The 18754-nt window shown below is 64.7% G+C and carries 22 protein-coding genes; 7 read left to right on the top strand and 15 right to left on the bottom strand.

The window, feature by feature from the left end; all coding sequences use genetic code 11:
- The first annotated feature begins 51 nt into the window (after positions 1 to 51).
- The gene (locus ACIP9X_RS12330) at positions 52 to 1629 is read left to right on the top strand and encodes a flotillin family protein (RefSeq protein ID WP_400480025.1); all 1578 of its coding nucleotides are present in this window, start codon (positions 52 to 54) and stop codon (positions 1627 to 1629) included.
- A gap of 33 nt (positions 1630 to 1662) precedes the next feature.
- Here the strand turns inward: ACIP9X_RS12330 and ACIP9X_RS12325 are convergent, their stop codons facing one another.
- On the bottom strand, positions 1663 to 2718 hold the full coding sequence (locus ACIP9X_RS12325; protein ID WP_400480155.1) for a DNA polymerase IV: 1056 nt from the start codon (positions 2716 to 2718) through the stop codon (positions 1663 to 1665).
- Positions 2719 to 2750: 32 nt separating this feature from the next.
- A complete protein-coding gene (locus ACIP9X_RS12320) occupies positions 2751 to 4169 on the bottom strand; it encodes an AAA family ATPase (protein ID WP_400480024.1) in 1419 nt (472 codons plus the stop codon).
- A gap of 312 nt (positions 4170 to 4481) precedes the next feature.
- Between ACIP9X_RS12320 and ACIP9X_RS12315 the strand changes: the two genes are divergently transcribed.
- On the top strand, positions 4482 to 5204 hold the full coding sequence (locus ACIP9X_RS12315) for an endonuclease/exonuclease/phosphatase family protein (RefSeq protein ID WP_400480023.1): 723 nt from the start codon (positions 4482 to 4484) through the stop codon (positions 5202 to 5204).
- Here the strand turns inward: ACIP9X_RS12315 and ACIP9X_RS12310 are convergent.
- The 5 genes from ACIP9X_RS12310 to ACIP9X_RS12290 form a co-directional block, all read right to left on the bottom strand.
- Complete coding sequence (locus ACIP9X_RS12310) at positions 5164 to 6789, bottom strand: DUF5671 domain-containing protein (protein ID WP_400480022.1); 1626 nt, start codon at positions 6787 to 6789, stop codon at positions 5164 to 5166. The genes ACIP9X_RS12315 and ACIP9X_RS12310 overlap by 41 nt on opposite strands.
- Before the next feature lie 80 nt (positions 6790 to 6869).
- The gene (locus ACIP9X_RS12305; protein ID WP_400480021.1) at positions 6870 to 7343 is read right to left on the bottom strand and encodes a hypothetical protein; all 474 of its coding nucleotides are present in this window, start codon (positions 7341 to 7343) and stop codon (positions 6870 to 6872) included.
- 8 nt (positions 7344 to 7351) lie between these two features.
- Complete coding sequence (locus ACIP9X_RS12300) at positions 7352 to 7540, bottom strand: DUF1918 domain-containing protein (RefSeq protein ID WP_400480020.1); 189 nt, start codon at positions 7538 to 7540, stop codon at positions 7352 to 7354.
- An 84-nt stretch (positions 7541 to 7624) separates the two neighbouring features.
- On the bottom strand, positions 7625 to 7978 hold the full coding sequence (locus ACIP9X_RS12295) for a TraR/DksA family transcriptional regulator (RefSeq protein WP_400480019.1): 354 nt from the start codon (positions 7976 to 7978) through the stop codon (positions 7625 to 7627).
- Positions 7975 to 8496 (bottom strand): NUDIX domain-containing protein, encoded by a 522-nt coding sequence (locus tag ACIP9X_RS12290; RefSeq protein WP_400480018.1) that lies wholly within the window; start codon positions 8494 to 8496, stop codon positions 7975 to 7977. Before ACIP9X_RS12290 ends, ACIP9X_RS12295 begins: the two co-directional genes overlap by 4 nt.
- A 32-nt stretch (positions 8497 to 8528) precedes the next feature.
- On the opposite strand from ACIP9X_RS12290, the gene ACIP9X_RS12285 reads away from it, so the two are divergent.
- Positions 8529 to 9041 carry a metallophosphoesterase family protein gene (locus ACIP9X_RS12285; RefSeq protein ID WP_400480017.1) on the top strand — a complete coding sequence of 171 codons (513 nt, stop codon included), beginning with the start codon at positions 8529 to 8531 and terminating at the stop codon, positions 9039 to 9041.
- A gap of 6 nt (positions 9042 to 9047) precedes the next feature.
- Here the strand turns inward: ACIP9X_RS12285 and ACIP9X_RS12280 are convergent, their stop codons facing one another.
- The 3 genes from ACIP9X_RS12280 to ACIP9X_RS12270 form a co-directional block, all read right to left on the bottom strand.
- A complete protein-coding gene (locus ACIP9X_RS12280) occupies positions 9048 to 9224 on the bottom strand; it encodes a CsbD family protein (RefSeq protein WP_400480016.1) in 177 nt (58 codons plus the stop codon).
- 328 nt (positions 9225 to 9552) lie between these two features.
- Positions 9553 to 9999, bottom strand: coding sequence for a DUF1810 domain-containing protein (locus tag ACIP9X_RS12275; protein ID WP_400480015.1), 447 nt, complete (start codon positions 9997 to 9999; stop codon positions 9553 to 9555).
- Positions 10000 to 10007: 8 nt separating this feature from the next.
- Positions 10008 to 10313, bottom strand: coding sequence for a hypothetical protein (locus ACIP9X_RS12270; protein ID WP_400480014.1), 306 nt, complete (start codon positions 10311 to 10313; stop codon positions 10008 to 10010).
- A 357-nt stretch (positions 10314 to 10670) separates the two neighbouring features.
- Between ACIP9X_RS12270 and ACIP9X_RS12265 the strand changes: the two genes are divergently transcribed.
- Positions 10671 to 12047, top strand: coding sequence for an ammonium transporter (locus ACIP9X_RS12265; protein WP_400480013.1), 1377 nt, complete (start codon positions 10671 to 10673; stop codon positions 12045 to 12047).
- A gap of 12 nt (positions 12048 to 12059) precedes the next feature.
- On the opposite strand, the gene ACIP9X_RS12260 is transcribed toward ACIP9X_RS12265, so the two are convergent.
- A complete protein-coding gene (locus ACIP9X_RS12260; protein ID WP_400480012.1) occupies positions 12060 to 12800 on the bottom strand; it encodes a DNA alkylation repair protein in 741 nt (246 codons plus the stop codon).
- Between the two features lie 178 nt (positions 12801 to 12978).
- Here ACIP9X_RS12260 and ACIP9X_RS12255 point away from each other — a divergent pair, with 178 nt between their 5' ends.
- Complete coding sequence (locus tag ACIP9X_RS12255; RefSeq protein ID WP_400480011.1) at positions 12979 to 13209, top strand: hypothetical protein; 231 nt, start codon at positions 12979 to 12981, stop codon at positions 13207 to 13209.
- Positions 13210 to 13264: 55 nt separating this feature from the next.
- Here ACIP9X_RS12255 and ACIP9X_RS12250 read toward each other — a convergent pair whose 3' ends face one another.
- Entirely contained in the window at positions 13265 to 14482 is a 1218-nt protein-coding gene (locus tag ACIP9X_RS12250; protein ID WP_400480010.1) for a pyridoxal phosphate-dependent aminotransferase, read from the bottom strand.
- A gap of 74 nt (positions 14483 to 14556) precedes the next feature.
- On the opposite strand from ACIP9X_RS12250, the gene ACIP9X_RS12245 reads away from it, so the two are divergent.
- Positions 14557 to 15468: a ribonuclease Z gene (locus ACIP9X_RS12245; protein ID WP_400480009.1), complete on the top strand. Its 912-nt coding sequence runs from the start codon at positions 14557 to 14559 to the stop codon at positions 15466 to 15468.
- Positions 15469 to 15522: 54 nt separating this feature from the next.
- Positions 15523 to 16647 (top strand): 23S rRNA (uracil(747)-C(5))-methyltransferase RlmC, encoded by a 1125-nt coding sequence (rlmC, locus tag ACIP9X_RS12240; RefSeq protein ID WP_400480008.1) that lies wholly within the window; start codon positions 15523 to 15525, stop codon positions 16645 to 16647.
- 43 nt (positions 16648 to 16690) lie between these two features.
- On the opposite strand, the gene ACIP9X_RS12235 is transcribed toward rlmC, so the two are convergent.
- The 3 genes from ACIP9X_RS12235 to ACIP9X_RS12225 form a co-directional block, all read right to left on the bottom strand.
- Positions 16691 to 17671, bottom strand: coding sequence for a dienelactone hydrolase family protein (locus tag ACIP9X_RS12235; RefSeq protein WP_400480007.1), 981 nt, complete (start codon positions 17669 to 17671; stop codon positions 16691 to 16693).
- A gap of 186 nt (positions 17672 to 17857) precedes the next feature.
- Positions 17858 to 18259 (bottom strand): DUF1304 domain-containing protein, encoded by a 402-nt coding sequence (locus tag ACIP9X_RS12230; RefSeq protein ID WP_400480006.1) that lies wholly within the window; start codon positions 18257 to 18259, stop codon positions 17858 to 17860.
- Positions 18256 to 18720 carry a cupin domain-containing protein gene (locus ACIP9X_RS12225; protein WP_400480005.1) on the bottom strand — a complete coding sequence of 155 codons (465 nt, stop codon included), beginning with the start codon at positions 18718 to 18720 and terminating at the stop codon, positions 18256 to 18258. Before ACIP9X_RS12225 ends, ACIP9X_RS12230 begins: the two co-directional genes overlap by 4 nt.
- Between the last annotated feature and the right edge of the window lie 34 nt (positions 18721 to 18754).

The raw sequence follows: 18754 nt of genomic DNA, 5'->3' as shown, positions 1-18754 counted from the left end.
GCTGGCATTTTCTGACACGATGCCACCTCCTTGCAGGCCGCCGGGGTTTCAATGATCGGCGATGACCACGGCGATCTGACACATCAAGGGGGAACAATGACATTAATGTTGATCGGCGGGGGCGCACTTGCCCTCCTAGTCATCGCGGGATTCATCTTCTACACCTCAAGCATCCGGTTCGCTAAACCGAACGAGGCAATGCTCATTACCGGCAAGAGCGACCCGAACACGACGGATGAAACATCCGATGATCAGTCTCGCGTCATTATCAACAACCGTGCGTTCGTAAACCCGATCACGGAGCGCGTCAGCCACATTTCGCTGTCTTCGCGTCAAGTTGAAGTCACCATCGAAGCCATCTCCAATAACGGCATCCAGCTCAAGCTGACTGGAGTAGCACAAGTAAAGGTCGGTGGTGACAAGATCTCTGTGCGCAAGGCAGCCCAGCGATTCCTTGACCAGCAGGACGCCATTGATCACTACACCCAGGAGACGCTCTCGGGCTCCTTGCGTTCTATCGTCGGTACCTTAAGCGTTGACGCGATCATCAAGGACCGCGCGCAGTTCGCAGCATCCGTCAAGGAAGAAGCCGAGCACTCGATGACCAACCAGGGACTGGTAATCGATACCTTCCAGATCAAGTCTGTTGACGACGCAGGCGGTTACTTGAAAAATCTTGGTCGCCCCGAGGCTGCCCTCGTGGCACGGAACGCAAGTATTGCGGAAGCGAACTCTCAGCGGGAAGCTGCGGAAGCCAAGGCACTCGCGGATCAGAAGACGGCAGAAGCTGAGCAGAAACTAGCTCTCCGCCGTGCTGAACTGAAGCAGGAAACGGATGCACGTCAGGCAGAAGCCGACGCGGCCGGCCCTCTAGCCCAGGCCGACCAGCAGCAATTGATTATCCTCAAGAACCAGCAGGTTGTTGCACGTCAAGCAGAGCTTCGCGAAAAAGAACTTGACATCGAGGTCCGCAAGCCCGCGGACGCTGCCAAGTACAAGGTCGAAACCGAAGCAGCCGCTGACCTGGCACGCCGTACCCGCATCTCGGAAGCCACGAAGGTCGAAGCTGCCGCTGAACTCGAAACCCGCAAGCTCAGGGCCGCCGGTAACGAGGTCGAAGCGAAGGCAGTGGCAGCAGCGAACACCGCCAAGGGCAACGCCGAGACCGAGATCAATAAGATCCGTGGTCTGGCCGAGGCTGAGGTCACGAAGTCCAAGGGCATAGCGGAAGCTGACGTCATTGGTCTTCGCGGTACGGCCGAAGCAGGAGCCATCGAAGCTCAGGCCAAGGCGTACAGTGAGTTCAACGAGGCAGCAATCCTGAATAAGCTCTTGGAGGTTCTGCCTTCCGTTGCCAGAGAAATCGCCGCGCCGATGAGCGCGATCAGCAACATGACGGTCATTTCCAACGATGGTGCAGGCCAAGTGAGCAGGAATGTTTCCTCGGGCGTGCAACAGACCGCGCAGATGCTCAAGGACACCACGGGGTTCGACGTAATCGAGATGCTCAAGGGCTTCGGCAAATCAACCCCCGTTGCAGAGACCCCGGGCACCGGCGATGGCGCGGTCAAAGAACCAGCCCGGACCGCTGTCGTTAATGCCGCATTAAAGGATGGGTCCACCGAGTAGAGCTAATTCGAAGCGGCCTGGTGCCCGACGGCGTCACCAACCGCCGCGTGTGGGCGTATGTCCCTTTCGGGCGTCGTCGGGCATCGCCATTTCGGCCCGCAGGCCCAGGAGCCGGATCGGACGGCCCGCTTCGATTCCGGCCGCGAGGTCCAAAGCCCGCGCGAGGATTTCGTTCCGGTCGAATGTCTCGGGAATCTTCCTCGCGTGGGTCTTGGTGAAGAACGGCGCGTACCGAACCTTGAGGGTCAGCCCAACCACGGGCCGTCCTTCAGCCACAACATCCTCAAGGACACGAGCTGTCAGCCCCCTCACGGCGTCGTCCACCTGGGCAGGCTCGGTCAGGTCGTGCTGGAAGGTGGTCTCCCGGCTGTGCCCGCGGGCAACCCACGGGGTGTCGTCCACAACGCTGGCGCCGTCCCCGCGACCGAGCTCCGCGTACCAAGGACCCATCCGGGGGCCGAACTCCGGAACCAGGTCTTGCGGGTCGCACGCGGCGAGCTCAGCGACTGTGTTGATGCCGAGCTTGGCCAGCCGGCCCGACACTTTTGTTCCGACGCCCCACAGGTCCTTGGTGGGTCGACTGCCCATGACCTCGAGCCAGTTCCCGGCCGTGAGTCGGAAGACGCCGGCCGGCTTGCCGAAGCCGGTGGCGACCTTGGCCCGGACCAGGGTGTCGCCGATGCCCACGCTGCAATGCAGCTGCGTTCGCTCCAGGACGGCGGCCTGCACCTGCCGGGCGTAGGCCTCCGGATTCTCTGTTTCAGTGCCCACAAAGGCTTCATCCCAGCCCAGCACCTGCACGGTGGCACCGGACTGCTCGCGCAGGGTAGCCATCACCGTTTCAGACGCAGCGAGGTAGGCCTCCTGATCGACGGGCAGGATCACAGCGTCGGGCACTTTCCGGGCCGCGACCCGTAGGGGCATTCCGGAACCAACGCCGAACACCCTGGCTTCGTAGGATGCGGTCGACACCACGGCCCGTTCCGTGGGGTCACCCCGACCGCCGACAATGATCGGCTTGCCCGCAAGCTCCGGCCGCCGGAGCACTTCGACCGCCGCGATGAACTGGTCGAGATCGACGTGCAGCACCCACCGGATTCCGCTCACGTCACCAGTCTGCCCTAAACATCCCTGGCAAGCATCGGATCTCCACCGAAGGCGGCGCCGGCGCCGCTGCCCAGGAGGCTCTGTGTAAGCGCCTCGCCGTCGGCCATCAGCCCGTCGACAGCGGTGCCGAGGTGTCTGTCGTCAACGGGAACCCCTTCCACGGCAGCAGCGACAACGGCCCGCCGGACGACTTCACGGGCGAAGGAGGCGGTGGTCCCCTCGGTGCGGGATGCCGCATCCTGAACGGCCTCAGGGCTAAAGGGAATCCCGCGGGCGTAGAGTTTCAGGAGGTTGCTGCGCTCTTCCAATGCCGGCAGCGGGATCTCCGCGGCCAGATCTACCCGGCCTGGACGCTGCGCCAGGGCACGCTCCAGCATGTCCACGCGGTTGGTGGTGAGGACGAAGGCCACGTCTGCATCCTTGTCCAGGCCGTCCATGGCGTCCAGGACTTCGAACAGCAACGGCTGCGGTCCGTGCCCGAAGCTCCGGTCCTCGGCAATCAGGTCGCAGTCTTCAAGAACGACGATGGAGGGCTGCAGCGCGCGGGCCATGATAGCGGCCTCTGAGATTCTGGCCAGCGACCCACCTGACAGGAGGATGGCGGTGGTTCCTGAACTCTGGCTCAGCAGATAGCGCACAGTATGGGTTTTGCCCGTTCCCGGCTTGCCGTAGAGAAGGATGCCCCGTTTGAGGTGCTGCCCGTATTCACTGAGCGACGCCCGGTGTTCGGCGATGCCGAGCGCATGACCTGACACCTTCTGCAGTAACCCTTCGGGCAGAATGACCTCTGACGCCGTCAAGGCAGGCCTGGCATGGAAGGTGACGCCCGCAGCGCTCGACCCGTATTCGCCCATGACGAGTGAAATTATCTGGCCCTTCAGGACGCTTCGGTGCTGCATTCGCAGCCGGAACTCGGAGAGGAATTCCGCCGCGCTGCCGGTGTCAGCGGCCAGGACCTCGAGGGAAGCTGACGGCCGTCCAAACCGCGGGTTCGCGTCCCGCTGCCACACCGCCAGCGGACGTCCTCCGTGTTCGATCAGCCACAGGCCCATGGCGACTGCCTGGCGCTGCTCATCGGGCCCGATGGCGAGGTTCCTGTAATCGGGCTGTGACAGAGGGAACTGCGGGAAGAACTGGGACTGTTGCAGCATGTCACTCAGCGACTGGTGATGGCGCTGGTCCCCGCCCCCGATGCCGACCAGCCGGAAGTCACCGCTCTCGGCCGCAAGTTCGGCCATCAGGATGTCAGCATCGACGAACCTGTGCGGGGGTATCTCCTCCACCACAACGGACAGTGTTTCCGCGGGCAGTCCAAGATGTTCGGTGAGCGTGGTCAGTAGCTGCGTTCCTGCCTGCATCCGGTGCTGGCCGGACTGCGCAAGCTGCACGAGTTGGGCAAAATCGTCGATGAACTTCCCCAGGTTTTCATCCATGCGCAGACCCTACCAGCGCCGGCGGCAGAAGCGGCCGCCTCGGTTCCCTGGAGTCTGTACAGTCAGTCAGGCTTCTTCGGGGGCGGAGTCGTTCTGACCACCCGACCGCTATGCCTACCTGGCGTCGAAGTTCGCCTGCTGTGTGGCGTTGAGACCCAGGCCCCGGTCGAGGTAAGTCACTGATCCGGTCCGCCTCGGGCACGGTTCCCATGCCGCGCCGGAGGCGCGCTTAATGTGCCAACCTCCATATGATGTTCTGGATAGACTCGGAGACTGGTCCTTCTAGCAGCCCTCGGAAGAGGTGTTCCACTGATGCGAGTAATTAGCTACAACCTCCGCAAGCACAAAGCGAGCGGGGAGCTGGTCAACCTGGCCCGCAATTTCGGAATTGATGCACTGTGCCTCCAGGAATGCGATTCCGCAGATCTCCCGGAGACCCTCGGGCCCCTGCACCTGGCCGACGTCACCAAGGGCAATCGGCTCGGCCTTGCGATCTATTACCGCACCGAGCGGTTCACCGCGCTGGAAACGAAGACCTTTGCGCTGAAAAAATCCATGCACGACCGCGTCATGGCACCAGCCCACGAGCGCCTCATCGGCACCCGCGTGGTGGATAACGAAACCGACCACGAGCTGGTCATTGGTTCATTTCATGCCGCACCGCTGACCGCCTCCAATTCCCTTCGGCGCAAGCAGATCCATGCCGCGCACGCGGAGCTGCTGAGCATGGGCAGCGGGCTCATGACCCTGATGGTGGGCGACTTCAATTACCCGTTCTTCACCAAGAGCCTGCACGCTCACATGCGGGATTCCGGTTACGCCCTCTCGCTCAGCGACCGCAGAACGTACACGCGATACAAGGTCTTCAAAGGGCACTTCGATTTCGCCACGTCCCTGGGGCTGGACATCGAAAGCGTCGAGACGCTGCCCCGCGGCAAGTCTGATCACCTCCCGATCCTGGTCACTGCCGAATACGGTCAGGACCGCTCACCGATCAAGGGAAGCCCGTCGCATGAGGCGGCGTCAGGGGGATAATCTCAAACCGGCCGTCCCAGCCGACGATAACGAGCACGCGCTCGCAAGTTAGTCCGTGCATGGCACGCGCCAGCTCGTTGGGTTCCGGTTCTTTGGCGGCTTCCGCGGCAGCACCGGCGTCGGTCCTCTCCCACACCGTGACGGCAGCGCCGCTGGCGCCGCTGATTGCGCGGCACAACGGACCGGGATCAGAGCCCGTCACCAGAACGACGTGCCCAATTCGGCCCAAAGGAACACGGTCCCCCCGCGGCGGAACGGACTCCGCCTCGGCCGCCTGTTCCCGCCTCCACACGCTGTAGTGATATGCCGCCACAAGTCCTGTGGCAACAAGCCAGCCGAACGGCGCGCGCACACGCCCCAACAGGCTTCCCCTGCCTGTGTCGTTGAGAAGGTGCTCGAACACTTGGTAACCAATTGCCAGCAGTGCAATGAGCGCCACAACTGCACTGATTCCGAACACCACCGCCAGGTAAATACGCTGTCCCCGTTGTGGCGCCACGTCCCGCTGATGCAGAGGACCCCACACCTGCCACCAGACCGGGCCGCCGACAGCAAGAGCGCTGAGGCCGCCCAGCAACAGCGTCCTTGTGCCAGTTCCAGCGAGAGTGGTTTCGGCCAGCCCGAGCGCTGCACTGACCACGACGCCAACGCCGGAGGCCGCAGCCACCAGCGAGGCACCGGCCGGCAGCAGTCGTGATGCCTGGCGCAGGGCGCCCGAGCGGTGCCCTGCGACCGCAGCGTGGTAGCGCCAGAGCACCGATCCGACCGCTGCTGCCGCGAGGGCCGGACCCAGGGGATCAAGGAGCTGCGCGGCCGTGTCTGGCCGGTCGAAGGCCAACCGGAGCAGCACGAACAGCGTTGCCGCTGTGCCGGCCAGGGCAAGAATGCAGCCAGCCAGGATGCCGGCGACCGCCACGGCCACGTCGGCCAGTCCCGTTTTGAGGTGGAGTCCGCCACCGGGGACCCAGTGCCACCACCAGACCGTGGCGCCACCGGCTGCCCAGACCAAAGGCTGCACGACTGGCACCCACCACGGCTCCCCCACGGACTGTGCACCGGTGAATCCCTGAAGAACGACGTCGAACAGGTTTCCCAACGCTGCGAGCGCGCCGCCTGTGCCGACCAGCAGCCCGAACACCCAACCGAACACGGTGGGCACTCCGGCGAGGCGGACGGGTCCTTTGGCCGGATGAAGCCAGGCCCGCCGGTGCCAAGCCCAGACCAGTGCCCAAACCAGCCCCATGGCCGTCGCTGCCTGCCATTGTGAATTCCCGCGTATCACCGACGACAGCAGTCCCAGGAGTGCGGTAACGAACGTTGTTAGGGCCACCGCATAGACGCCTGCGATATAGAGGGCCCAGGCAAGCGAATCCCGCTCCCCGCTCTCGCGCAGCCGGCGCCACACTGCCCACCACAGAATGGCCGCCAGCGTGCCGCCGACCAGGGCGAAGGCGAGCCATCTGGCCAGACCGCCGACGTCGCGCTCGGCGAGCGTACTTCCGCTGGAAAACAGCCTGCCCAACAGGCCGCTCAGTCCGGACGCGCCAATCAGGACAAGGGCAAAGAGGAGCAGAAACAATATCAATCGGCGTACCGTAGTCAACGCAGGGTGCGGCGGCAGGGCCGCCTCCGGCCTAACAGTGCTCAGTGGCCCATCACCGCGGCTCACGGTTTTACGCCTGCTGCCGGGCAGATGGTGAGCTGCCACGGAGCCGTCTGCACGAGCCACTTATCGCCGACCTTGATGAGGTCAAACACGTCCTCGGTTTCGTATACCGGGCTCCCGAAAGGACCGGCTCCATCCGACATGGCAATAGCCACGCGGACGTCGGCAGAATCGGCACGTTCCGTCGTCGACACGAGCGTGACCCGCAGGCCTTCCGCCGGAGGACGGTCCGCCGGACCGCAAGGCAGACCGGGCCGTCCCCGCTGTCCCGCAAGGTAGCCTTCCGCCGTGGATTCGTCCCCGTCAAGGACGGCGGCGGTGTAGCGCTGCACAACGCCCGCGGGGGTGTCCTCACTCAATGGCTCCGGCTGGCCGCGGACGAATATTGCGGCCAACGACGCCACCACGAGGACACCGATGATGGACAGGATGACGAGCAGGACCCGGTCAGGTTGTCCCGCAGGTTTGCGCACCGGAGGAGTTATGTTGTGTGGCGCTCGACGGTGAAATCACCGCCGGGATACAGGATGGTCTCGTGGCCGTCGTCAAACCGGACGTGGTACGGCGGGGTTCCGTTCGGGCCGCGGACTTCCAGGATTTCGCCGTGCCGGTCCGAGGACTCTACGGTACGGCCCCGGATAATGATGCGGTCTCCCTGGGCTGCCTCCATGGCAATCACCTCCCAGCCCTAGGGTACGGTTTCCGACCCTTCTGCGGAACAGGCAGCCGGCCCCGAGAATTGGCCTCGGTCCCCTCAGGCCTTACCTCTCGCATGCAGGATGCAGAACGGCGTCCAGGGCCTGGCTTCAAGCCGTCCCTCCGCAATCCGCTCCCCGCAGATGGCACACGAGCCGTACGCACCCGCTGCGATCCGGTCCAGCGCTGCTTCAATCTGGGCAAGGCCCGAGCTGCTCTGGTCCATCAGGGCCGATGCCTGCGAGAGTTCGAAGGCGATGGTGGCGCCTTCGGGATCGTGTTCATCGTCCACGTTGGAGTTTTGCCGGGCAGCGTTGGCCGAGACGATGTCCGCCCGGAGCGCGGGAAGGAGGGCGATTTTCCGGGCGCGTTCCTCCTCCAGGAGGACCCGGAACCGCTCAAAGTCCGTCACGAAGGCCCCACCCGTTCATGGTCGAGCAGCTTTGCGCTGAGCGCCGGCCAGGACGCGGCGAAGGCAGGATGGAGGTTGAGGTCCTCGACGTCCTCAAACGGAATCCACTTCAGTTCAATACTTTCGGGATCCGCAATTTCCGGATCGAAGGGTTCGGTCACGCGGGCCGCAACCGTCGTGTAGGACCAGTAGCCGACGTCGAAAACCGAGGTGAACAGAACCTTGACGTTTTGTTCCGGAACGGCCGCTTCCTCGAAAGCCTCGCGGAGAGCTCCGGTCACGGCGTCCTCCCCCTGGTGAAGCGCTCCGCCCGGCAGTCCCCAGGTTCCTCCGTGATCGCTCCAGACGGCGCGGTGCTGCAGCAGGACCCCCTTCTCCCAGTCATGGGCAAGGAGGCCCGCGGAGCCGAAGCGGCCCCAGAACCGCCCGCGCTCCCCCTCCACCCAAGCGTCGCCCGGGTCTCGCGGGCCGAGTGGACGACGGGGATCCCCGGGCTGGGCAGGCACGATGTTTTCCATCGTCCCAGTCTGCCCCATGCGAAGATGCTTTGATGAGCCTGCGGTTGCTTCTTGTTTCCGACACCCATGTTCCCAAGCGCGCACGCGCGCTGCCTGACCACGTGTGGGCCGCCGTCGACGAGGCAGATGTGGTGTTCCATGCAGGTGACTGGGTCTCGGCCGGGCTGTTGGATGAGTTCGAGCGGCGCTGCCGGCGCCTGATCGGAGTCTACGGCAACAACGACGGCGACGACCTGCGCCAGCGGCTGCCGGAAACCGCCAGCGTCTCGCTGGATGGGGTTCGCTTCAGCATGATCCATGAAACAGGCGCCGCAAAAGGACGGGAAGAGCGCTGTGAGGCGCTCTTCCCGGACACAGATGTGCTGGTTTTCGGCCACTCCCACATTCCCTGGGATACGACGTCCGCAGGCGGGCTGCGGTTGCTGAACCCCGGCTCGCCGACGGACCGCCGCCGGCAGCCTGTATGCACCTACATGACTGCGACGGTCGACGGCGGGCGCTTGCTTGACGTGAAGCTCATGGAGGTTGGGAGGGCTTCCCGCTAAGCCGGGTCAGTCGCGCTTGAATGCATCCTTGACTTTTTCGCCGGCCTGCTTGAGGTCGGCCTTGGCCTGGTCGGTCTTGCCTTCGCTTTCCAGGGCCGGGTCGTCACTGGCCCTGCCAGCGCCTTCCTTGGCCTTGCCGCCAAGTTTTTCAGCTGCGTTATCGATCTTGTCGTCCAGACCCATGACTCTGTCCTTCCGTCCCGCGCATCCCGCTGGGTGCGGGCTGGCTCGTGCTTCCAGTGTAGGACCGCCGGACATTGGAAATGAAGGACACCGACTTCCCTGCTAAACCTTCGCAATCCCGGAAAACCTTGGGACCACCCCCTGTTCAGGGGGATCAGGGCAACCACCAGTTCGGGTCTGTTGCCCGGGCTTTTCCCAAGACTCAGCCGGGAGAGTAGACATGTCCTTAAGAACAAGGGAGCCGCGACCCGTTGATAAAGGACTGCCGGGCCCGGCGCTTTCCCCAGCGAAGCACCGGGCCCGGCGATACCTTCCGGTGAACGGCAGGTCAGCTGTGAAGCCGCTGCGCCCTGAGCAGTTCGTCCGTTGCCGGGTCCGGTTCTCCATCAAAGAAGCGGCTGAGCACCTGCTTGAACGCCGTTTCCCCTGGCGCTGCACGCAGGAACAGGGTCATGGAGGAATGCAGCTTTCGGGCATCGACGCTACCGAAGATCTCTTCCGCCGTCACGTCGTTGAGCGTGCCGACGGTGTCCGCGCATTCGATCAGCCGCGGGCCGAGCACCGGGTGCTGCAGGTACGCTGTTGCCTCATCCAGGGACCGGATTGCGTACCTCTTGGAGGTGGCGCTTTGCCCCAGTCCTGTGAGCTGGGGAAAGATGAACCACATCCAGTGGCTTCGCTTGCTGCCGTTCTGCAGCTCGGCGAGCGCCTGGTCGTAAATGCCGCCATTATCCTGGGCTGCGACGAAGCGCTCCAGGTCGTGAGGGTCCTCCACTGCAGCTCCTACGTTGACGCGTCCCGCTCGATCTCTTCAGCCAGCTCGTCTACGTCCTCTGGGCGCATGTCGATGCCGGCACCTTCCAGGCGTTCCTCGAGGACGTGGCTGACGTCGTCGTCCACGACGTGGCCCAGCCGGATGTCATCGCGGACCTCTTCCGCAATGTCCTCCACGCTCTCCGCCCCCGAACCCTCGGCAGCCTGCGCGCCCCGGCCAGTGCCGCCGTCGGGCGCTCTTCCCGGGTCGCCACCGGTGCCCGCCTGGTGCTCGTCGTCAAAATACTCTTCGCCGGTAACTGCGGAATCTGTCATACCCCATCGTGGCCGCGGCGTATGGCGGCGGTCAATCCCCCGGGCTGCACGTTCAGGCACCCTTTCTTTCCGTGAGGATCCGTTCACGGCACCGCAATGAGCTTCCTGGAGCCGTCCTCACTTCTCCGACGGATCAATGCGCGGTTTTCCCTGACGGGACGGGGATGACGGCCGCAGCAGGAAAAGCGGGTGGGCGCCGCCGTTAACGTGCCCGAAACACGAAGGTCACGCCGGCTTTACGCAGAGGCCGTTTCCGAAACTTTGACGTAACTTCACCCGCCATGACCCGAAACAAACCTCCACCAGTATCGATGAGGGGGAAGCGCCGGGCACTAAAGGAGCCCGCAGGCAAACTTGATGCGAAGGGACACGCTGGTGGAACTCACTGCGGCAGACGTCTGGGTAATGGTGTCGGGGGCACTCGTTCTGCTCATGACCCCGGCCTTGGGCCTTTTTTACGGTGGCATGACGCGCGCAAAGGCAGCGCTGAACATGATCATGATGAGTTTCGTCTCGGCGGGCATCGTCGGCGTTGTCTGGGTGCTCTGGGGATACTCCATGAGCGGCGGCGAGGGCGTCATGGGAATCGTCGGAAATCCCTTCGCCAACTTCGGACTGTCCAACGTGGGAGGAACCGAACTCATCAAGGCCGGTTTCAGCGGCACCTTCGCCATGCTGACCGTTGCCCTGATCAGCGGCGCCATCGCGGACCGGGCCAAGTTCACCGCCTGGGTTGCTTTCGTCCCGCTGTGGATCACCGCAGTGTACTGCCCCCTCGCCTTCATGGTGTGGGGCGGAGGCCTCATGGGCCAGGACGGAGCAGTCACCGCAGCCTTCGGGCAGGTCATCGACTTCGCCGGCGGTATGGTCGTTGAAATCAGCTCCGGCAGTGCCGCCCTGGTCCTGGCCCTGATCGTCGGCAAGCGCCATGGATTCGCCAAGGACCCGGGGCACCGCCCGCACAACGTGCCGATCATCATGCTGGGCGCCGGCCTGCTCTGGTTCGGCTGGTTCGGTTTTAACGCCGGCGCCGCCACCACGGCTGAGCAGGCAGGGCTGATCTGGATCAACACACTTGTTGCCCCTGCCGCTGCAGTGCTCAGCTGGCTCATCACCGAGAAGCACCGCCACGGCCACCCGACGTCCCTGGGCGCAGCGTCCGGCGCCGTTGCCGGCCTTGTGGCCATCACTCCCTCCTGCGCAAACATCAGTCCGCTCGCCGCCGTGGCCCTCGGCCTGGTCACCGGATTCGCCTGCGCTCTGTTCGTGGAGCTGAAGTACAAGTTCGGTTTCGACGACTCGCTGGACGTTGTCGGCGTCCATCTGGGTGCCGGGCTCGTTGGCACGCTGGCCCTGGGCTTCATTGCCCTGCCGGTCGACGGCGCGGGCGGAGGCCTCTTCTACGGCGGCGGCTTCCAGCAGCTCATCGCCCAGACGGTTGGCGTTCTCATCACGCTGGGGCTTTCCGTCCTCATGACGGCCGTCATCGGCATCGCAATCGACAAGACCATCGGCTTCCGCGTCAGCCATGAGGACGAGGTCAGGGGCATCGACCTCACGGAGCACGCCGAAACCGCCTACGAGTTCGGCGCCCTCGGCCCCAGCCAGTTCAACCCTCTCCGGCAGCAGATTCCCGCGGCAGCCCCTGCAAAGGCAGCCCCCGGGCCAGAGGCACGCCCCACCGTCAAGGCAGAGCCCGCCGTCGAGGACGAGCTCGAGAAGGTCGGCGCCTAGTCCCTCACAGAATTAGTCCTGGCAAAGCCTTCCCAGGCCTGCAACGTCTGGCGGTAGCCGCAGTTCCGGCCGGCTCGTAGCCACGGCGTCCAGGACGAGCGCCACAGCCTCCCGGGCTGCCCCGCCGTCGGGTCCTGTTCTGTCGGGTTCCGGGCCGGCAGGCTCCGCAAGAGCGATCCTTGCGTGGGCTAAGAACCGGTCCCAGTCGCCGTCGCCCCGGCGGAAGGCCCGCAGCGGGGCCAGGAGGGCGGCACGTTGCAACCACACGTCCGGTTCCCGCACCCAGCGGTCCAGCACGGCGTCAGCACGTGCCCGGCTTTGCTGGTCGAGCCCCTCCATTAGGGGACCGACGACGTCGACGGCGAGCGGATCCACCAGGTCGCGTAACCGGGCCGTCCGGACAAAGCCCTCTATGCGGGTCAGGTCAGAGTTCCGCAGGACTGCCACCCTGGACTGCAGGAGAACCACGGCGGCGAGCCGGCGTTCGAACACCGGCACGTCCCACAGCTCGGAGCTGAGCGCCGTGACCTCATCGTGCGTCAGTCCCGGATGGCGGCGCAGGGCGTCGCGTACTGTTCCCCTTACCGCGCCGACCGACGAGCCGTAGTACTGAAGTTGGCCCTTCCATGAATGAGCAGCTGCGGTTTCGCCCATCTCAAGGCTGCCGGCGTGCCGCAGGCGCATTTCGTCGGCCCGATACCAGGCCCCTTCCCGCTGCAGGGCAGCGTCGATGAACTCACCGGCCTCACTCACCCCTTTATTCTTTACACCGACAACCGGTCCGTCTAATCGCGCCGCTGCCTGCCCGTGCGGCTGCAACTGGCAGTCCCCAGCACCGCCGGCGGAGCCTATACTCAATGCACCTGCCCGTTTACCGGGTGCCTTCCACTGCACATCAGCAGCGACCGAAAAATGAAAGGTCGAGGTCGCCATGGTCAAGATTCCGTTTATCCATTTCCACCATGAGCGCTCAGATACGCCCGGGCACCTGCGAAAACCGTTTACCTGGTTGCAGCGGGAGGACGGCCAGTTCAGCCGCGGCCGGAGCAGCCTGTTCTACCTGGCGCACGATACGCCGCAGGCGCCCTCGGTGACATGCATTCAGGGGCACGAGATCCTGCCGGATGAAACCACCTGCATCCACGGCCATCCCGTCGGCTGACGCCCAAACGCTCCCCCGGTATCAGCTGTTCTGGGGTCCTAGCTGTTCCGGGGTCCTAGCTGTTCCGGTAGGCGGACAGAAATGCCGAGATCCTGCGCACGGCTTCCTCGATGTCCTCGACGGAGGGCAGGATGACGAAGCGGAAGTGGTCCGTCTCGGGCCAATTGAATGCCGTGCCGTGCGAGACCAGGATCTTTTGGTCCTTCAGCAGCTCCAGCACGAGCTGCTCATCGTTCTTGACCGGATACACGTCAGGATCGAGGCGGGGAAACAGATACATGGCGCCGGCAGCCGGAACGCACGTTATGCCGGGAATTGCTGTCAGGAGCTTGAGGGCCCGGTCCCGCTGTTCGCGAAGCCTGCCCCCGGGCCGTATCAGTGCCTCGATGCTCTGGTAACCGCCGAGACAGGTCTGGATTGCATGCTGGGCGGGGACGTTCGGGCACAGGCGCAGGGAAGCCAGCAGTTCGAGCCCCTCGCGGTAGGCCAGCGTCGCCACATGCGGGCCGGTAATGGCCACCCAACCGGCGCGGTAGCCCGGCATGCGGTAGGCCTTGGAGAGCCCGCTGAACGTCAGGCAGCAGACATCGTCCGCCACCGAGGCGGTGTGGATGTGTTCGGCGTCCTCGTAGGTGATCTTCTCGTAGATCTCGTCCGAGAAGAGAACGAGGTTGTGCTTTCGGGCGAGCGCGGCGAACTGCTCAAGAATCTGCCGGGGGTAGACCGCACCGGTGGGGTTGTTGGGGTTGATGATCACGATCCCTTTGGTGCGGGGCGTGATCTTCGCTTCGACGTCGGCCATGTCAGGCCACCAGTTCTCGCTCTCGTCGCACAGGTAGTGCACGGGTTTACCGCCGGTCAGTGCGACAGCAGCCGTCCACAGCGGGTAGTCCGGAGCAGGGATGAGGATCTCGTCGCCGTTTTCCATGAAGGCCTGCAAACTCATGGAAATGAGCTCGCTGACGCCGTTGCCGATGAAGATATCCTCGACACCTATCTGCATCAGGCCCTTGGTCTGGTAGTACTGCGAGATTGCCGTCCGCGCCGAAAAGATGCCCTTGGAGTCGCTGTAGCCCTGGGCGCCCCGCAGGTGATGGATCATGTCAACGACCACAGATTCGGGCGCCTCCAGCCCGAACAGCGCCGTGTCCCCCAGATTCATCTTGAGGATCCGGTGTCCCTCCGCCTCCATCCGCTTCGCCGTTTGAAGCAGGGGCCCCCGTAGTTCGTAGCGGACGTTGTTGAGTTTGCTGGAGAGCTGCATCGGACGCATGGTTGATCTTTACACACGCCGCCGGAAGATGCCCGGCATGGCCCCGGCCGGTGGCGAAGTGAGAAACTCGCTCCATGCGTGAACTGGTCGTGCTCGGAACCGCCTCCCAGGTGCCAACGCGGAACCGCAACCACAACGGGTACCTGCTGCGCTGGGACGGCGAGGGGCTGCTTTTCGACCCCGGGGAGGGGACGCAGCGCCAAATGATCCATGCAGGGGTTTCCGCTTCCCAGATCACCCGGATCTGCCTCACGCACGTCCACGGCGACCACTGCTTCGGCCTGCCCGGCGTGCTGTCCCGCATGGTGCTGGACAGGGCGGCGCACCCGGTTTACCTCCACTACCCCGCCTCCGGCGAGGACGTTGTCCGTGCACTCGTTTCGGTCGCCTCCCCCGGCCTGGACCTGCACCTGCAGCCACACGGCGGAGCCGGGCAGGTTGCACCGGGGCTGGAAGTCAGGCCCCTGCGCCACCGCATAGAAACGTTCGGATACCGGCTCACCGAACCGGACGGCCGCACCATGCTGCCCAGGGAGCTTGCAGCGGCGGGCATCACCGGCCCCGACGTCGGGCGGCTGCAGCGCGCGGGAAGCCTGCGGGGTGTGCGCCTGCAGGACGTCAGCGTAGAACGGCCAGGACAAAGCTTCGCCTTCATCATGGACACCGCACCGTGCGAGGGCGCCGATGCCCTCGCCGCCGGCGCGGATCTGCTGGTGACCGAGTCCACCTTTAGCGACGACGACGACGGGCTGGCGCGGCAATATGCACACCTCACCGCCGGGCAGGCCGGCGACATCGCTGCCGCCGGACGGGCGGGCACCCTGGTTCTCACCCACTTCTCGTCGCGCTATGGCGACGTCGGGCCGCTCGCCGAGCAGGCTGCCGCCCGTGCCGGCGGTGCCACGGTCATTGCGGCCAACGATTTTGACAGAATCAGGGTCCCCAGACGTCGGTTGCCGGCCTCCCCGCGAAAGCCGGGCACTTAGGTCCCTGCCGCCGTCGTACAGAGCAGTCCCCGGGAAAAGTAGAATTGGACGGACATGCAATGTTCCTACTTTGATGCCGCCCGGTGCCTCTCCTGCAAACATATGGGCCAGCCGTACGCCGAACAGGTGGCGGCCAAAGAGCTGCACTGCCGGACGCTCCTGGCAGACCACACGTCGCTGCAGTGGCTTCCGCCGGTGGAAAGCCGCGAATCAGGATTCCGCAACAAGGCCAAAATGGTTGTCGGAGGATCGGTCCGGAATCCCACCCTCGGGATACTCGATGCGGAGGGCCGCGGCGTGGACCTGCGCGAATGCGGCGTCTGCTCGCCGGGCCTGCGGGCCTGCCTGCCCGTGTTCGCCGCCTTCATCACCGAGGCCAGGCTGACGCCCTACGACGTGCCGCGGCGCAGCGGTGAACTGAAACATCTGATCATCACCGAATCTCCGGATGGTGAGCTGATGCTCCGCTTCGTGCTGCGGTCGGAAAATCTGGCCGGCCGCATCCGCCGGCACCTCCCGTCCCTGCTGGACGCGCTGCCCCAGCTGAAGGTGGTGTCCGTCAATGTGCACCCGGAGCACAAGGCGGTGCTGGAAGGCGAGCGGGAGATTCTGCTGACAGAGCAGTCCACCCTGCGCATGCGCATCAACGACCTGGACCTGCACCTGAGGCCGCAAAGCTTTTTCCAGACCAATACCGAGATGGCCGCCGCCCTGTACCGGCAGGGCCGGGCATGGGTGAACGAGGTGGGGCCGGCTTCGGTCTGGGACCTGTACTGCGGCGTCGGCGGCTTTGCCCTGCACTGCGCCGATCCCTCGCGCGAGGTGCTCGGCATCGAAACCAGCCGCGAAGCCATCGTCAGTGCGCAGCTGAGCAGCCGGGACGCCGGACTGCAGCGCGTGGGCTTCCAGGCCGATGACGCCACCGCCTTCGCCCTGTCAGCAGACCGGACGCCGGAGCTCGTGATCGTCAATCCTCCGCGGCGCGGCATCGGCAGGGAGCTTTGCGCCTGGCTGGAGTCCTCGGACGTGCAGCATGTCATCTATTCGAGCTGCAACGCCAAGTCGCTGGCGCGCGACCTCGCCGCGATGCCGTCCTTCACGGCACGGCGCGTACGCCTGCTGGACATGTTCCCGCAGACGTCCCACTACGAAGTCATGGTGCAGCTCGAGCGGTCCTAACGGGCAGATTCTGCCGGGTGGAGCGCCTGCTGCGTGACGCGCCTTAGACGTACTGCTTGAACCAGGCCAGCGTGTCGTTCCATGCGGCTGTTGCCTGCGTTTCGTTGTAGCGCTCGCCGGTGTCGTTGTGGAAAGCATGGTCGACGCCGGGGTACACCTTGAGCTCGTGGCGCACCTCGGTAGCGGCCAGGGCATCGCGGAACTCCGGCATCGGGCCGGTAATGCGGTCGTCCTGTTCGGCGTAGACGCCGAACACCGCAGGCTTAATGGTCGGCACTTTCTCCAGGTCCGGCGCGGGTCCGTAGAACGCTGAGGTCGCCTTCAACCCGGTCAGCTCCGTCGCCGCCTGCCAGGTGATGCCGCCGCCGAAGCAGTAGCCTGTCATCGCAATCCGTCCTGCGTCCACGTAGTCCTGGGAGTTGAGGTACGCGAAGGCTGCCTTGAAATCGGCGACATGGCGCTGGGCTCCAGCCTTGGTCAGCGCCCCGGGGATGGCGTCCCGGTCGAGGTTTGCCGTACCGCCCTCCCGGCTGAGCAGGTCCAGAGCCAGGGCTGCGTACCCTTCCTTCGCGAAGCGGCGGGCCACGTCCTGGATATGCGGGGTCAGTCCTCGGTTTTCGTGGCAGACCAGGACGGCAGGTACGGGGCTGTTTCCATCAGGGCGCGCGAGGTAACCACTGATATCGGATCCTTCGGAGGGGAACTGGATTGTCGCCGTCGTCATTCCTGCTGCTCCCTCCGCAACGGAGAGGGGGCTCTTGGCCCCGGGAACTGCGCCTGCAGTGGCGGTACCTGTTCCTGTTCCTGGTGCTGACGTTGGATTGGGCGTGGGCATGGGGTCCGTGCTGCGCGGTACTTCGTTCGGGGAGCAGCCGACCAGCAGCATAGCCGCGGCGGCCGCGCCCATGCTTCCGGTGATGAATGCCACACGCCGGGTGAAGGTGCGGCGGCTCATGGCACCGGCCCGGTAATCGTCGAAAAATTCCTCGATCAGGTACTTCTCAAATTTGCCGAGCTGAGTCATGAGAGCCCTCCTTCAGTCTTGCCGATCTCCTCTCCCGAAGTTCTGGGGCGGGCAAGGGGTGCGGCGCTTACGGACTAAGACGCACAGTTCAGGTGCGCGGTTCACATACCCGTTCAGTTGCTCGGTCCGTTCTGTTGTGCGGCGCTGCTCAGTTGCTCGGTGCTGCTCTGTTGTGCGGGTGCCAGCTCACAGCGCAGCCGCGAGGAGGGCGATGAGGGGCGGAACGCCCTGGGCGAGCGCGCCGCCGATGCCTTTGCCGCGTGCCCGGCCCAGTTCCATACGGTCCGCGATGAAGAGGACGAGACCCGAGAGAGCCATGAACAGGCAGGTATAGATCACCAGGGCACGCCCGACTGTCTCATTTCCTCCGCTCCACGCGACTACCCCGGCAATGGTGCCGCACGCCAGGAACAGGTTGTAGAAGCCCACACCGAAGGCCCAGAGCCGGACGGCGGGGACATCCGCCGTCGGCGTGAAAAAGATGCGCTGGTGGACAGCCGGGCGCTGGAAAGCCAACGCTTCCCAAACGAAAACCAGGATGTGCAGACCTGCCGCGAGCAGCGCGAAGACCCACACCAGCGGTGTCACTGCGGAACCTTTCCGACGTCCATGGATACGTCATGGCGGCTGAGGACCTTTTGGATGTCCTGCATCGTTTCCTCGAAGGGCCGCCCGGGCAGAACGGAGGCGTCCAGGTCCGCGTGAAAGTGCCCCATGGCGCCGGTCAGACTGAACACCAGGAACTTTGCCGCGGGCGTGAGCACGGTGAAGGTGTGCAGGGCCCCGGGAGGGATGGCGACTGCCGAGCCGGGCCCCAGGTCAAAGCCCTCGTCGTCGATCTGGACGATGATCCTGCCCTGCAGCACGTAGTAGGTCTTCGCCCATCCGGTGCGGTGCAGCGGCGCTGCGGCCTCGCGGGGCGCGTCGACCTCGAAGAGCTCATAGGAACCGTCGGTGTGTTCGCTGTCCACTTTGACGGTCAGGGTGGCGTCGGGAGCACGCAGCTCAACGCCGTCGCCGGGTTGCAGATACTGGAGTAGGTGGCTCATGCCACCAACGTTAGGAGCCGCTTCGCGGGCGGGA

Origin of the sequence: Arthrobacter sp. NPDC093125, assembly GCF_044754225.1 — a bacterium.
Taxonomy (GTDB): Bacteria; Actinomycetota; Actinomycetes; order Actinomycetales; family Micrococcaceae; genus Arthrobacter.
Note: the sequence above shows the minus strand (reverse complement) of the source record. Positions and strands in the feature narration are given on the sequence as shown.

Bases quoted from the DNA above. Each gene is read 5' to 3' on its own strand.
- ACIP9X_RS12265 (WP_400480013.1), top strand. From the start codon at position 10,671: ATGCGAAGGGACACGCTGGTGGAACTCACTGCGGCAGACGTCTGGGTA.
- ACIP9X_RS12315 (WP_400480023.1), top strand. From the start codon at position 4,482: ATGCGAGTAATTAGCTACAACCTCCGCAAGCACAAAGCGAGCGGGGAG.
- ACIP9X_RS12280 (WP_400480016.1), bottom strand. From the start codon at position 9,224: ATGGGTCTGGACGACAAGATCGATAACGCAGCTGAAAAACTTGGCGGC.
- ACIP9X_RS12225 (WP_400480005.1), bottom strand. From the start codon at position 18,720: ATGAGCCACCTACTCCAGTATCTGCAACCCGGCGACGGCGTTGAGCTG.
- ACIP9X_RS12270 (WP_400480014.1), bottom strand. From the start codon at position 10,313: ATGACAGATTCCGCAGTTACCGGCGAAGAGTATTTTGACGACGAGCAC.
- ACIP9X_RS12245 (WP_400480009.1), top strand. From the start codon at position 14,557: ATGCGTGAACTGGTCGTGCTCGGAACCGCCTCCCAGGTGCCAACGCGG.
- ACIP9X_RS12290 (WP_400480018.1), bottom strand. From the start codon at position 8,496: ATGGAAAACATCGTGCCTGCCCAGCCCGGGGATCCCCGTCGTCCACTC.
- ACIP9X_RS12285 (WP_400480017.1), top strand. From the start codon at position 8,529: ATGAGCCTGCGGTTGCTTCTTGTTTCCGACACCCATGTTCCCAAGCGC.
- ACIP9X_RS12250 (WP_400480010.1), bottom strand. From the start codon at position 14,482: ATGCGTCCGATGCAGCTCTCCAGCAAACTCAACAACGTCCGCTACGAA.
- ACIP9X_RS12255 (WP_400480011.1), top strand. From the start codon at position 12,979: ATGGTCAAGATTCCGTTTATCCATTTCCACCATGAGCGCTCAGATACG.
- ACIP9X_RS12235 (WP_400480007.1), bottom strand. From the start codon at position 17,671: ATGACTCAGCTCGGCAAATTTGAGAAGTACCTGATCGAGGAATTTTTC.
- ACIP9X_RS12320 (WP_400480024.1), bottom strand. From the start codon at position 4,169: ATGGATGAAAACCTGGGGAAGTTCATCGACGATTTTGCCCAACTCGTG.
- ACIP9X_RS12300 (WP_400480020.1), bottom strand. From the start codon at position 7,540: ATGGAGGCAGCCCAGGGAGACCGCATCATTATCCGGGGCCGTACCGTA.
- ACIP9X_RS12330 (WP_400480025.1), top strand. From the start codon at position 52: ATGATCGGCGATGACCACGGCGATCTGACACATCAAGGGGGAACAATG.
- rlmC (WP_400480008.1), top strand. From the start codon at position 15,523: ATGCAATGTTCCTACTTTGATGCCGCCCGGTGCCTCTCCTGCAAACAT.